This is a genomic window from Pseudomonas alkylphenolica (assembly GCF_000746525.1).
GTDB classification, from domain to species: Bacteria; Pseudomonadota; Gammaproteobacteria; order Pseudomonadales; family Pseudomonadaceae; genus Aquipseudomonas; species Aquipseudomonas alkylphenolica.
The window spans coordinates 2,821,469-2,834,769 of record NZ_CP009048.1; the positions used below are offsets into that span (position 1 = coordinate 2,821,469).

At 56.1% G+C, this 13,301-nt stretch carries 14 protein-coding genes and 2 pseudogenes; 4 read left to right on the top strand and 12 right to left on the bottom strand.

The window, feature by feature from the left end:
* Window positions 1–235: 235 nt before the first annotated feature.
* The 3 genes and pseudogenes from tnpA to PSAKL28_RS12875 all read left to right on the top strand — a co-directional run bounded on the left by tnpA (window position 236) and on the right by PSAKL28_RS12875 (window position 1,949).
* Window positions 236–568 (top strand): IS66-like element accessory protein TnpA, encoded by a 333-nt coding sequence (gene tnpA / locus PSAKL28_RS26935; protein WP_075226515.1) that lies wholly within the window; start codon window positions 236–238, stop codon window positions 566–568.
* On the top strand, window positions 565–900 hold the full coding sequence (gene tnpB / locus PSAKL28_RS28165; protein ID WP_038610888.1) for an IS66 family insertion sequence element accessory protein TnpB: 336 nt from the start codon (window positions 565–567) through the stop codon (window positions 898–900). The genes tnpA and tnpB overlap by 4 nt, the downstream gene beginning before the upstream one ends.
* A 61-nt stretch (window positions 901–961) precedes the next feature.
* Window positions 962–1,949, top strand: a pseudogene (locus tag PSAKL28_RS12875) (IS66 family transposase).
* 125 nt (window positions 1,950–2,074) lie between these two features.
* Here PSAKL28_RS12875 and PSAKL28_RS28400 read toward each other — a convergent pair.
* The 9 genes and pseudogenes from PSAKL28_RS28400 to PSAKL28_RS26945 all read right to left on the bottom strand — a co-directional run.
* The gene (locus tag PSAKL28_RS28400; protein ID WP_096335667.1) at window positions 2,075–2,395 is read right to left on the bottom strand and encodes a DUF2933 domain-containing protein; all 321 of its coding nucleotides are present in this window, start codon (window positions 2,393–2,395) and stop codon (window positions 2,075–2,077) included.
* Between the two features lie 156 nt (window positions 2,396–2,551).
* Window positions 2,552–2,770, bottom strand: coding sequence for a hypothetical protein (locus tag PSAKL28_RS12880; protein WP_038610891.1), 219 nt, complete (start codon window positions 2,768–2,770; stop codon window positions 2,552–2,554).
* Window positions 2,767–4,950 (bottom strand): heavy metal translocating P-type ATPase, encoded by a 2,184-nt coding sequence (locus PSAKL28_RS12885; protein WP_038610894.1) that lies wholly within the window; start codon window positions 4,948–4,950, stop codon window positions 2,767–2,769. The genes PSAKL28_RS12880 and PSAKL28_RS12885 overlap by 4 nt, the downstream gene beginning before the upstream one ends.
* 25 nt (window positions 4,951–4,975) lie before the next feature.
* Window positions 4,976–5,245, bottom strand: a complete 270-nt coding sequence (locus PSAKL28_RS12890) for a DUF5676 family membrane protein (RefSeq protein WP_038610897.1) — start codon at window positions 5,243–5,245, stop codon at window positions 4,976–4,978.
* On the bottom strand, window positions 5,242–5,928 hold the full coding sequence (locus PSAKL28_RS12895; RefSeq protein WP_038610900.1) for a methyltransferase family protein: 687 nt from the start codon (window positions 5,926–5,928) through the stop codon (window positions 5,242–5,244). Before PSAKL28_RS12895 ends, PSAKL28_RS12890 begins: the two co-directional genes overlap by 4 nt.
* A 122-nt stretch (window positions 5,929–6,050) precedes the next feature.
* Entirely contained in the window at window positions 6,051–6,458 is a 408-nt protein-coding gene (locus tag PSAKL28_RS12900) for a hypothetical protein (protein WP_038610903.1), read from the bottom strand.
* 105 nt (window positions 6,459–6,563) lie between these two features.
* Window positions 6,564–6,959: a hypothetical protein gene (locus tag PSAKL28_RS12905; protein WP_038610906.1), complete on the bottom strand. Its 396-nt coding sequence runs from the start codon at window positions 6,957–6,959 to the stop codon at window positions 6,564–6,566.
* A 264-nt stretch (window positions 6,960–7,223) separates the two neighbouring features.
* On the bottom strand, window positions 7,224–7,595 hold the full coding sequence (locus PSAKL28_RS12910) for a transporter (protein ID WP_051939345.1): 372 nt from the start codon (window positions 7,593–7,595) through the stop codon (window positions 7,224–7,226).
* A gap of 36 nt (window positions 7,596–7,631) precedes the next feature.
* Window positions 7,632–7,921, bottom strand: a pseudogene (locus tag PSAKL28_RS26945) (MBL fold metallo-hydrolase RNA specificity domain-containing protein); the annotation flags it as partial.
* Here PSAKL28_RS26945 and PSAKL28_RS12915 point away from each other — a divergent pair.
* Window positions 7,905–8,204, top strand: coding sequence for a DUF4010 domain-containing protein (locus PSAKL28_RS12915; RefSeq protein ID WP_038610908.1), 300 nt, complete (start codon window positions 7,905–7,907; stop codon window positions 8,202–8,204). The pseudogene PSAKL28_RS26945 and the gene PSAKL28_RS12915 sit on opposite strands and share 17 nt — an antisense overlap.
* A gap of 190 nt (window positions 8,205–8,394) precedes the next feature.
* On the opposite strand, the gene PSAKL28_RS12920 is transcribed toward PSAKL28_RS12915, so the two are convergent.
* The 3 genes from PSAKL28_RS12920 to PSAKL28_RS12930 form a co-directional block, all read right to left on the bottom strand.
* The gene (locus PSAKL28_RS12920) at window positions 8,395–8,745 is read right to left on the bottom strand and encodes a hypothetical protein (protein ID WP_257011890.1); all 351 of its coding nucleotides are present in this window, start codon (window positions 8,743–8,745) and stop codon (window positions 8,395–8,397) included.
* Window positions 8,746–9,589: 844 nt separating this feature from the next.
* Complete coding sequence (locus PSAKL28_RS12925) at window positions 9,590–11,227, bottom strand: AMP-binding protein (RefSeq protein ID WP_038610910.1); 1,638 nt, start codon at window positions 11,225–11,227, stop codon at window positions 9,590–9,592.
* Window positions 11,228–11,330: 103 nt separating this feature from the next.
* On the bottom strand, window positions 11,331–12,881 hold the full coding sequence (locus PSAKL28_RS12930; RefSeq protein WP_051939347.1) for an arylsulfatase: 1,551 nt from the start codon (window positions 12,879–12,881) through the stop codon (window positions 11,331–11,333).
* Window positions 12,882–13,301 lie beyond the last annotated feature (420 nt).

Genomic DNA, 13,301 nt, shown 5'->3' on the forward strand with positions numbered 1-13,301 from the left:
CCGTGCGAGTATGTCCGCCATTACTCGCATTCAGCTTCACCGAATGGTTCCGGTTCAACGGCAGCGTGAGGGTGCATCCGTAGCGTGTATTTTCCTGAAAGTCGTGGTTACCGACGCCATCGACTGAAGTACGTATCCGTCCGGCCAAGTCATCTACTCCCCCCCGCAAAGCCAAGACATGGTGTGCACTTAAATTTAAGTGGGCACCAGTTCTAGCCTTTTAAGCGGGTATTTCATGCAGCCACAACGCCGTTCCTACTCTAAGTCCTTCAAAGCCCAGGTCATTCAAGAGTGTGCTCAGCCCGGCGCTTCGATTGCCAGCATCGCGCTCAGCCATAGCCTCAACGCAAACCTCGTGCACAAATGGATTCGGGTGCAAGCGCAGAGAAGCACGGCGCTGCAACCTGCATTCATTCCGTTACCCATGCAGCTGGCCGTAGCATATTCGCACGCAGTAGCATCGAATATCTGCGTTGAAATCCAGCACCCGCGCGGCACCGTCAAAGTGAACTGGCCAACCGAAAGTGCTGCTGCCTGCGCGACCTTTCTTCGAGACCTACTGCGATGATCCGCATCGACTCCATCTGGCTCGCCACCGAGCCGATGGACATGCGAGCTGGCACCGAGACTGCGTTGGCCAGAGTGATCTCGGTGTTCGGTGCGGCGAAGCCGCACTGTGCTTATCTGTTCGCCAACCGCCGCGCCACTCGTATGAAAGTTCTGGTGCATGACGGCTTCGGTATCTGGCTGGCTGCTCGCCGGTTGAACCAAGGTAAGTTCCATTGGCCAAGCATTCGCCATGGCGCTGAAATAGAGTTGAATACCGAGCAACTCCAGGCCTTGGTGTTGGGCCTGCCATGGCAGCGCGCGGGCTCCGGCGGAATGATCACACTGCTTTAACCGCTGCCATTAGCCTATCGGCCTATCGCCGCGAATTACCTGGTTTGGCAAAATCGGCACAATGACTTCGCTCCCCAATCTCGATCACCTTACCCCTGAACAACTGCGCACTTTGGCGGCGCAGTTAATACAGCGTGTCGAGACACTCGACCAGCAAGTCGAGACGGTGGGCAAGACGGTCGAGACCATGGGCAAGAAGATCAACCGCGACCAGGCGGTTATCGAGAAATTGACCCATGAGATCGCGCAACTCAAGCGCTTGAAGTTTGCCAAACGTAGCGAGCAGTTGAATCCGCAGCAGGTCAGCTTGCTCGATGACTTGATCGATACCGATATCGCGGCGATTGAAGCTGAGCTTCAAGCCTTGCAAACAGCCCCTACGCCGACCGAGAAAAAGCAAAAGCCCAAGCGCACCGCATTGCCGGCAGAATTTCCACGCACGTTGATCCATCACGAACCGGACAACACCCACTGCCAATGCGGCTGTGCACTCAAGCGCATCGGTGAGGATGTCAGCGAGAAGCTGGACTACACGCCCGGCGTATTTACCGTCGAGCGCCATGTCCGTGGCAAGTGGGTATGCGATGACTGCGAAACGCTGATCCAGGCACCCGTTCCGGCACAGGTCATCGACAAGGGCATCCCGACCGCCGGACTACTTGCCCACGTCATGGATGAATATGCTGCATGCCTGGATGCTCGCCCAGCGCGACCTCGTGCCCGAGGGGGCGGCTATCAGCAAAGCACTCGATTACAGCCTGAAACGCTGGTCAGCGCTGTCGCGCTACCTAGATGACGGGGCCGTCCCCATTGACAACAATTGGGCCGAGAACCAGATCCGACCATGGGCGTTAGGGCGTAAGAACTGGCTCTTCGCAGGATCACTGCGCAGCGGAAAACGCGCGGCGGCGATCATGAGTTTGATCCAATCGGCGCGCATGAATGGGCATGATCCGTATGCGTATCTGAAGGATGTACTGACTCGGCTGCCGACGCAGCGGGCGAGTGAGATTGGCCAATTGCTGCCGCATCAGTGGGTAACTGCATAACTTAAGCAGGGAGACTTCGGCATACGCTTACCCTGATTCTACTCATGCGCCGTATCAAAAAATCAGGCCATGAGCCAACCGAAGATCGATTTGCTTCATGGCATTACGCATATACGACGAATCCGTCATGCAGGGCGATCGGGATATTTCGTCTGATTATCGGGTAGACCATCGTGCTCCTCTTGGCTGTTGCGAGCGCTGGTGTGCTGATGGCCACAGCAATTGTCATGTTCACCACTTTCACCGTATTCATGTCCGCCATGCCCATGCCCACGGTGCATGAAAAAGTGCATCAGTGGACAGGCCAGTAGTAGCAGGAATGGCAGATATGGAAGGACGTGAGCCCTGTGCTCGGTGAACAGGAAATAACCGGCGATGGCAAGGAAGCCTAAAAAGTACCAGTTGGTACCCCTTGCGCGGTGTTGGGGCAAGTTATGTTGATTCATGATGGCACTCCTTGGAGGGAACGGGAGGGACGGCTATAACGCAAGGCCACTTCCAATTCAGCTGAAACGCTATCGCAGGTGTGAGCATAGCGAGCCACAGCATCGGTTTACCTGTCCAATGCGTCGGGAATTTAGGGTGGTGAGTCGCATAAAGTATCAAGGCAGATTCTTCCTTTTCAGTTGCCGATTAGCCTCGGCCATGTCCTTATCAAATTGGCGGACGCCACGGAAAAGTTGCACTCCGACCAAGACCGGGCACAGCAGGAAAATCGCTGCTATGACAAACGATTTTCCGGTCAGCCCCAACAGGTAAAGCACGGTGGCGATGCCCACAACACTCACCAGGAGGCAGATAATTAAAACTTCGCGGTTCATGATTTAGCCTCCTGACTCAAGCCGATACGGGCACGTTTCAGCATCGCGGAATTGGCGATTACCGACAGGGAGCTGAGTGCCATCGCGGCGGCAGCGATGATGGGATTAAGCAGTCCGAAGGCCGCGATTGGAATGCCGATACTGTTGTAGATGAATGCCCAGAACAGGTTCTGTTTGATCTTGACCATCGTTGCGCGCGACAGCTTGATCGCGGTGACCACGTCGCGTACGTCGTTCTTGAGCAGGATAATGCCGCCGGTTTCCTTGGCTACATCGGAACCCGAGCCAATGGCGATGCCGATGTCAGCGGTGGCCAGGGCAGGCGCATCGTTGACACCATCGCCAACCATGGCCACGACCTGCCCTTCGCTTTGCAATTGACGGATCACTGCGGCCTTGTCGTCCGGCAAGACCTCGGCAATCACTCGCTCGATGCCGACCTGCCGCGCGACCGCTTCGGCAGTACGGTGGTTGTCGCCGCTCAGTAGCACGACCTTGATGCTGCTTGCCTGCAATGCCGCAACGGCTTCAGCCGCTTCAGGTTTTATGGTATCGGCCACAGCAATTACCCCGAGCAAGCGGTCGTCGACCCCGACCAGCATAGCGGTCTTGCCATCGGCTTCCAGGCCGATGAGGTGCTCCTCGGCAGCCTCGGTCGAAATACCTTGGCGGGCGAATAAACGCCGGTTGCCCAGCCAGATTTTGCGACTGTCGATACTGCCTTCGATGCCGTGACCGGCGATCCCATTGATGCCGATCGCATTCGGCAGGCTGATGCCGCGATGCCGGGCGGCGCGCACTATCGCTGCGCCGAGCGGATGTTCTGAACCGGACTCCACGGCGGCGGCGAGCATCAAGACCTCGTGTTCCGACGCTGCGCCTAGCGGGATCACATCGGTTACGTTGGGTTCGCCTCGGGTAATCGTGCCGGTTTTGTCGAACACCACCGTACTCAGTTTTTCTGCCCGCTCCAATACTTCGCCGCCGCGGATAAGGATGCCGTTATCGGCCCCCTTGCCAACACCGACCATTAACGCGGCGGGTGTCGCCACGCCCAGGGCGCAGGGGCAGGAAATGATCAAAACCGCGATAAAGGCCAATAGCCCCTGCGGAAAGTTCCCCGCGAGAGACCAGCCCAGCAGGGCCAGCAGTGCGACCGTTACCACTGCTGGCACAAAGTAACCCGTGACCTGATCGGCCAACCGCTGGATCTGTGCCGTACTGGTCTGTGCTTCTTCGACCATCTTGATGATCTGCGCCAGTGCGGTATCGGCACCGATCCTGCTCGCCTTGAAAGTGAGCACACCACTGCCATTGAGAGTACCTCCGATCACCGGACTGCCCGGGTGTTTGTCGACCGGCATCGACTCGCCCGTCAGCATGGACTCATCTACCGTTGACTGACCTTCACTGACATCGCCATCGGTGGGGATTTTTTCGCCAGGCTTGACTACCAGGAACTCGCCGGCCATGACGTTTTCAGCGGGCAGGTCGACCTCTTGCCCATCACGAATCACATGCGCGATCGCCGGTTTGAGATCAAGTAAGCGCCGTACTGCGGCCGAAGACTTTTTCTTGATGATCTCCTCCATGTACCTACCCAGCAGTACGAAGGCGATGATCACCGCCGACACTTCGAAATAGACGTCGCGCTCGGCCACCTTGACCGGGAGGACGTCCGGGAAAAACAACACCGCGACACTGTAGAAATAGGCGACTGACGTGCCGAGGGCGATCAAAAAATCCATGTTGATGTTACGGGTGCGAATGGCGTTCCACGCCCCTTTATAGAAACTCCAACCACCGATGAACTGCACCGGTGTTACCAGCAGGAATAGCCATATACCCCATGTGAACCAAGGGAGCGCCGGGATCGGTACCCAAGTCAGCAATGTGGCACCCGCGGCCAGCGCGATGAAGGCGCCTGCACGCAGCAGCGCCAAAGCCAGTACTCCAGTCAGGGCGATGGTGACGCGGGTTTTCATCGCCTTCAGTTCACTTTCTGGCGACTCGAAGGTGCGCAGGCAGGTATCGCTGCAAAAGTAATAGCTGCGCCCGCCACGCTCTCGTGACAACGCTGTGGTCTTATCTACCATCATCCCGCAGATCGGATCTTTCGCCATTTTTCCTGATGCAACTGCCTGCGGATGTTGGCTGTGCTGCATGTGTGATTCGTTCATCGCTGCCTCCTACTCGAAGCGGCTATCAAGGCCTGCCATGGAGCTTGGCGGACAGCCAGGCAAACAAAGTGCCGACCATCGCGCCCCATACACTCAAGACCAGCAGTGGCCCGACGAAAGTCGCCACACTGTAGTCTTGGGGAGCTTGAAGGCGACCAAAGTCGAGTCCATGGAACAAAGCGCTGAGAAAAGCGATACCCTGCGCCGGCCATAGCGCATAGAGCAGCGCACAGATGGTGTAGGAAACGGCCATGGTCAGGGCCAGAGAAATGCCAGTTTTCCAGGGAGCGTTCATGGCTGTTTTCCTGAGCTTGGAGGGGCGCCAGTAGGGGTGTTGGGACTGTGAGGGGCTGACCAGGGCAGGAATGCCGGAGTCTGTTGACAGTAAGTGCGGTAGGTATCGCCGAAGTGCGTAAGCATCTCCCGTTCTTCTCGCTTCGCCAGCTTGGCGTAGACCACCAGGAGGATTGGAAACATCACCAGGGTGATCAATGTCGGCCACTGCAACAAAAAGCCAAACATGATCAGCACGAAGCCGACGTACTGTGGGTGACGGATCCTCGCATAAGGCCCGTCGAGCGCTAGTTGCCCAGTACTTTGGGCCTTGTAGAGCACGTGCCAGGCGGCCGCTAATAACCAGAAGCCGCCAGCGATCAGCAGATTGCTGATTAAGTGGAATGGACCCCAGTGCGGATTGACCTTCCAGCCCATCACTGTTTCGAGCAAATGCCCTGCGTCGTGCGAGAGGAAGTCGATGCCAGGGAAGTTACGAGTGAGCCAGGGCATCAACAGGTAGATAGTCAGCGGGAAACCGTACATCTCTGTAAACAGAGCCACCAGGAACGCCGAGAACATGCCAAAGGAGCGCCAATCGCGGCTCGTCCTGGGCCGGGTGAAGCTGAAGGCGAACAAGATAAACACTAATGAGTTGATGATGACCAGCGACCAAAGACCGTAGGCCGATTCAGTATGGTTCATGGTTGGTGCTCCTCATTTTCCTGGTGTGTTTGCTGTTCGTGCAACACCCATCAGATGGGTGCGGTCTGCGTTAACCCAGCCAGCACCAATGCTTTGTAATTTGCAGCAGCTCTACTGCACATCTACTTTTTCATTGGCATTTCCATCATGGACGACTGCTGCTCCATCATCTGCATCATCATGTCCATCATCCCTTTACCTCCGCCGTCCTTAGCTCCAGACATGTTCATACAGCCCATTGCGCTCTGCTCCTTGCTCATCATGGCCATGCTGTCCTTCATCGTTTTCATGCCTTCTTGCATGGCCGCCTGGCGCTCGGCGGGAGTTTTAGCCGCCGCTGCTTTGTCATGCGCAGCCTGCATTTTCTGCATTTGATCGGTCATGGCTTTAGTGGTAGCCGCCGACGCTGGTGCTGTGCTCTCGGTTGAGTCGCCTGGTGCGTCGGCCGGCTGGTGTGCATCCTCGGCAGAGGCTATGAACGCACTGCTAGCCAGGATGGCAGCTAGAACAAATTTGGAATGCGTTTGCATGATGAACTCCAGGGAATGTGAGGGATAAGCAGAAATAGTTGAGTCGCGAAAAAGCCGCGCGCAACAAGACAGAGCGACCGGTGCCCGGACACTCTGAAGTAGGGGTTAATCGTTGGAACGAACGAAAATCAGGCGGACTGGGCCTTCCGGCGGTGCGGGGCGTTTCAGTGCAAGAGCGGCGAAGGAGGATTTCTCCTCAGGGTTAAGCACTATTATTACTGCCGCAGTTAGCAGCAAAAGGGCGGCCCAATGGATGGGGTCTAATGCAGGAATCTGCAAGGCAGGTTTTATCGCCGTGGCGGTGTCTTCACAGTTCTGAAGGCAACCACTGGCGTGGAGAGCATGACCATCCACCACATACTGCTCGGCATCGTGTGGCGCGGCTAAATTGTGATCCGGTTGCACCAAACACCCCTGGATTGCCATCACGGCCACAGCTAACACCCATACCACGAGGGTAAGGTGCAATAGGCTTCGGCGGTGACGGCGGAACCAGTACATGAAGTACAACCTCGACTTTTTACGTCGTGTTGATTTTCAGTCTAGCTAGCAAAGCAATGGAGAGATTGATCCAAATCAAACTAATTGACGACTTGTTGATCGAGGTCAAGCCTCGCCTTGAATCGTCCCTGGTTATGGGCTGAGTTCGGCATTGGCATCGATACCCTACAGCTGCGCCAAGTGCAGGTCGTCTAGTGTGAAATGATGTGCTTTACCTTGGCATAAGCTTAAGGCTGACGATGGTGTCAAGGCCAGGAAATCTGGTCACTTGTGAAGGCTCCCCAGCAGCGCCAGCACGGGGATGAGAGCAATGCCCAGATGTATTGACCAGACGCTTACTGAAGTACTCCCGCCAGCGAAGTAGGTCGTATCCAGCGCCACCCAAACACCATTGCTAAAGGCATAGATAAGATGCCCCCGTACTTGGTAAATCGGGTTCTGGGAAAATGTGTGGTCGCGGAGGAACTCGTCATTGTCGGTGTAAAAGGTTCCCGCGCCGGATAACTCCACGGTTACTGGCCCCAGACGCTTGGAAATCCCGAGTTCGGGCTTGAATGACCAGCGGTTGTTGCCGAGATTTATCAGCTTGCTCGCATCGGGCAGTGAGGGAGTGGCTTGTTTGACTGCTTCATCCATCACAACTGGGCCTCTCCAAGTTCAATCCATTCACCTTCAGCCAAGCTCAAGGCTGATTCGGCGCCGCAGCGTATCAGCTGCATGGGGTTCACCATGCACCACAAAGGTATGCCGAGGGGGCCTCTTGAAGCCTCGCAACCACTGCATGATTTCATAGGGACATCCTCACCGTGCATACGGATTGTCCTAACTCCAGCAGTGATGTCCGCTCCGCGAGTACCACCGGCCTGAAACCCAAAAAACAACAACGTATTGCGCGGGTTGGGAGCCAGCGCCTTCAGGTGATGCAGTACCCTACCCCCGGTTGCCATGCCACTGGCTGCGATAGCACTCCTATCTGTCTTCGGACATAAAGGTGTACTGATTGCCGCGCTGGTTAGTGGTTTGGCTGATGCGCACGCGACGGCAGCTTCTATCGCTTCGGTGGTGAAATCCGGGCAGCTATCGACAGCAGATATTGTCATACCGTCGCTGACCGCGATGAGCAGTAATACGCTGACCAAATGTGTCCTCGCCTGGGTCAGCGGAGGAAAAAAATTTGGGGCCTACGTAATAGTCGGCCAACTCGTGATTATTACTTCGATGTGGGCTGGTTTGCTGCTTCAGTAAAACTATTTCCATCCAACCCACAATCCAAACTTTCTCTCCTGAAAGGGGGCTCTGAAAACGAGCATTCATGACTGCTAAAAATGGCACCGCAAACACTAAGCCCACATCCCCGGAGGCCTTAAGCGAAAATCTTGCATTGACTTGCAAATATCTCCGCAGCGTTGATAACCATAGATGTGCGGATTAAAGATCACTCCCGGCGATCCGGTACCTGCATGGGCCTACTTGCAAGCCCTGCCAGGGCCCGCTCAGTGGCATCATGAAACACCCGCCGAAGACTCTCGGCTTCGAGCTCCACAATCACCCTGGCGGCGATCAATCCATGCGTAAAACCCATTCCCAGGCTTTTTGCGCAAAGCAACTCCTCACGATCCCTAGCATCGGCTATGTCTCCCAAGTACAAAGCCGCAGGATGTTCGTAGCGCTCCAACAGCTTCAACGCACGAAGCGCACTTAAGGAGGTATTGAACTGGGCAGCGGCATCCCCGCCCAAACTTAAGTGTTCAAACTGAAGCAGGCTCAGGCGGTCGGTGGCGGTCACGGTGAATCTCCCTTTCATCATTCAGATTGTTCGGATATGAGTGCTCTGCACCTGGTACTCGAAGGGCCAAGCAATTGTGAGCAGACTATCAAAACGAAGTGTCTTCTGTGAGGTCTTCTGGCTGGCAGAGGTCGAACGGCAGCACCTCCGCACAAGTTTAGCCAAATCCTTCTCAGCATCTTTTCGACACCTTCCGAAGCTGCATTGCCGTCGCTATGCTCGGTATAAGAACCATTGCAGCCCGTCCAGGACTTGATTGAGTAGCTGTTACCTTCACTGTCCTTGGACTCGACCACTCAGGTAAAGCGCAGGTTTCTGCCGGATGAGATCGCCGCGCCTCTAGGGCAGTTGAAAAGTACCGACACAAGCGACTTGAAGCTCGACTCAATGCTGCTTGAGCCCGAAGATCAATTCCCTTTTGGCACAGACAGGTGGCCCCGAGGTCTACAAACATCCCTTTGAATGTTCGGTGGGACGCCGCCTACCGCACTCCCCCGTTAGATTGCGTGCGAACCCTTTTAGAATCAGGTCACCACTCAAATAGCAGGGGACTGATCATGGACGTGGGGAATTATTTGAAATTATGGCTCAACAATAATTATGTCCCAGCGATAATTTTGCTAAGCAGCAGTTACCGATTCGGCTGAACGCTGCGGCGTCCGTGGCGGCAGGAAACACACCAGGCTATCAGCAAGCCGGAGTGTGTGACCTTGGAGGTAAGCGGCTAGCCTGTCATCGTGTATCCATTCTGTCAGAGCAGTGGTCAAAGGATTGGGCGCGGGGTCTCAATAAGTCCGTTGCCCAGGGCCTAATACCGGCCCTGAGGCAACGGGACCGGCTGCTGTCAGGCCAATTCACGAATTTTTCTACGCAGAATCTTGCCTACTCCGGACTTGGGTAGCTCGGCAACGAACACAATACGTCTAGGCACCTTATAGGCCGCCAGATATTCGCGAAGGTGCGTGCTCAGTTCCCCCTCCTCCAACGAGCTGCCGACGCGGCGCACGACGTACAAGCAGACCGCTTCACCGGTCTTGTCATCAGGGACTCCAACACATGCGCATTCAAGCAGCCCTGGATGCCGAGAGGCGGCCTCCTCCACTTCATTGGGAAACACGTTGAAGCCCGAGACGATGATCATGTCCTTCTTGCGGTCGACGATCTTCAACAGACCGCGTGCATCAAAGGTGCCGATATCACCGGTACGAAAGTAGCCGTCGGCGGTAAAGGCCTGGGCGTTGGCGTCCGGTTGGCGCCAGTACCCTTGCATGACCTGAGGCCCCTTGACGCAGATCTCCCCCGGCGCGCCCGCTGCGGCATTCCGGCCATCGTCGTCGAGCAAGCGCACATCGGTGCCTGGCACTGGCACCCCGGTGGTCGCCGTGAACTCAGTAATGGCTTCCGGGTTAAATGACACCATCGGCGAGGTTTCGCTCAAACCAAAGCCTTCGCGGATGAACGTACCGGTCATTGCCAGCCAGCGCTCGGAAACTGCCGCCTGGATCGCCGCCCCTCCGCCAATAGACAATCGCAAGTAACTGAAATCCACTTCGGTCAGGCGCGGTTGTGCCAGTAAGCCGGCATACAGCGTGTTGACACCCATGAACACACTCGGCCGAGCCTGTTTGAGCAATTCAATAAATCCGTCCATGTCTCGCGGGTTGGCCACCAGCCAATTGGTGGCGCCAACGGTCATGTAGGTGAGACTGACCATTAGGGCGAAGATGTGATAGAGCGGGATCGCGGTAGCTAGTACTTCTTCGCCGGGGCGCAGCATTGATGGCATCACAGCCTTGTACTGGGCGATGTTGGCCAGCAAGTTAGCGTGGCTAAGCATCGCGCCCTTGGACAGGCCAGTAGTGCCGCCCGTGTACTGAAGAAACAGCAGGTCGTCTGCGCTTAGCGATACCGGGGTACGCTGCATCTGACGGCCGACGGCCAGTACCTGCTCCAGGTGTAGAGCGTCGTCGATTTGCTCGTCGTTCAGCCCCAGGCACCCATGCCCGGCGCCCGGCAGCCCGTCCCCGACGCAGATGACACTCGCCAGCGCCGGGTTGCGAAGTACCTGAGCCAGGGTTGCAGTGCTGCCGGAATATACAAAAATCGCCTTGCAGTCTGCGTCGTGCAACTGATGCTCTAACTCACGCACGGTGTACAGCGGATTGGCGTTGACCAGCACGCAACCCGCGCGCAGCACACCGAGCATTACTACCGGGTACGCCAGAATATTGGGCAGCATCACTGCAATACGGTCGCCGCGCTGTACACCCAGCTGATTCTGCAACCAGGCTGCGAGGGCTGCGGACTGACGATCCAGTTCGGCGTAACTCAACTTGCCTTGCGGCACTTGAAAGGCTGCGCGACCGGCATAGGTCAACAATGCCTGATCCAGTGCCGACACCAGTGAAACCTCTGTGCCCATTTCAATTCGCGGCACGATGCCCAGCGACTGATAAGTGGCCGCCCACAGTGACTGCGTCATTGTCCTATTTCCTCATCATGCGAAAAAAAGCGGCCCGAAGGCCGCAAAGGTACATGGAACCTGTCTCTAAGAAGTTCGATCGCAGCGCTTAGCTCACTGCCTCTTACTTCTGGTAATGCATGTACTTCTCCACCATCTGGTCGATCGTGAAGCTTGCCGGACGCTGGCGCGGAGGGGACTTCTCGAACGTGGCGAGGAACTGCTGCACACGAATGAGTCCAGGAAAGCCGACAGCGGCGATCTTTTTGTCCCACCAGAGGTTGTAACTGTTGGACTCTTTGTCAGCGCGCTCGAACGGATCGCGGCGCAAGTTAAACAACTTGGGAGCTCGCAGTTCGACAAAAGGGTCGCGCCAGACGTCGAAGCCCAGTGCGCGCTGTTCGGCGTATACCAGCTTCCAATCGCCATCGCGCGAGGCCAGCAACTGCCCGTCGTCACTGAAGTAGTAGAAATCGGTGCGTGGGCCTTTCGGTGCCTTGCCCTCCAAGTATGGCAGGAAGTCGTAGCCATCCAGGTGCACGTTGAACTTCTTGGCGCCTGCCTGGTAGCCCTTCTGCAGTTGCCCCTTGATGTCGTTGACACCAGCAGCGGCCATCAAAGTCGGCACCCAGTCCTGGTGCGACATGATTTCATTCGATACGCTGTTGGGCTTGATATGGTTAGGCCAGCGCACAACGGCTGGCACACGGAAACCACCTTCCCAGTTGGTGTTCTTCTCGCCACGGAACGGGGTGATACCCGCATCCGGCCACTGGTTGAAGTGCACGCCGTTATCGGTGGTGTAGAGAACAATGGTGTTGTCGGCGATGCCCAGGTCATCGAGTTGCTTGAGCAACTGGCCGACATGTCCATCATGCTCAAGCATCGCATCGTTATAGAAATCCTGCCCCGACTTGCCTGCGACTTTGTCACTTATGTGGGTGTAGTAGTGCATGCGCGCCGAGTTGAACCAGACAAAAAACGGTTTGTCGTCCTTGGCTGCGCGATCAATGAACTTCATCGACGCTGCGAGGAACTCGTCGTCGATGGTTTCCATGCGCTTGCTGGTCAGCGGCCCGAGGTCTTCGACCTTGCCATCGGCGGTACTGTGAATGACGCCACGTGGATGCACCAATTTGTCGATAGCCGGGTTTTTGGTCCAGTCCGGATCTTCAGGCGCCTCTTCGGCGTTGAGGTGATAAAGGTTGCCGAAAAACTCATCGAAGCCGTGTTGGGTGGGAAGGAATTCATCGCGGTCCCCCAGATGGTTCTTGCCGAACTGACCTGTGCTGTAGCCCAACGGTTTAAGCAGCTCGGCCAGCGTTGGATCTTCCTTCTGAATACCCACTGGCGAGCCGGGCATACCGACCTTGGTCAAGCCGGTGCGCACAGGGTGCTGACCAGTGATGAACGCTGCGCGACCGGCGGTGCAACTCTGCTCGCCGTAATAATCGGTGAACATCATGCCTTCATTGGTCAAACGGTCAATGTTGGGGGTTTGGTAGCCCATCATGCCGTGGCTGTACTTGCTGATGTTGGTGATACCGATGTCGTCACCGAAGATCACCAGGATATTCGGTTTTTCGGCAGAAACTGCCAGCGCGGTGGAACACATGGATGCTGCACACAAGGTTGCCACACACCAGTGCTTTAAACGCGTGCTCAGGTGAGTCATGCAAGACGCCTTTCAGGGGAGGTTGACCAAAGATCGGAGAAGCACCAGCTGTCGCTGTACTCATCAACATCGCGTCGATGCTTGCCGACCCGTTTTCGATTCCAGGGCTCAGTTTCGATTGAACACAGCCCCGATATCAGCAATAGGTACGCCAACAGTGGCATGAGTCGGTAGTTGTGCTTGTGGGCAAGCGAGTAGATAGCCGCTCACGATAAGGGCGGTCACAAGGCATACGAACAGGGCTTGGCGCATCTGTAGCCTCCAACATCCGGCTACACGCCAGACGAAGTATTTCTTGTTATTGGTAACCCGATTCTGTGGCGTGACTACAACTTATGACTTTGCATTTGGCGCCATTAACTATGCTTTTCACGCCACCCTTATCACCTGCGCCATAGTCGGAGTAGGATCAGCTTTCAC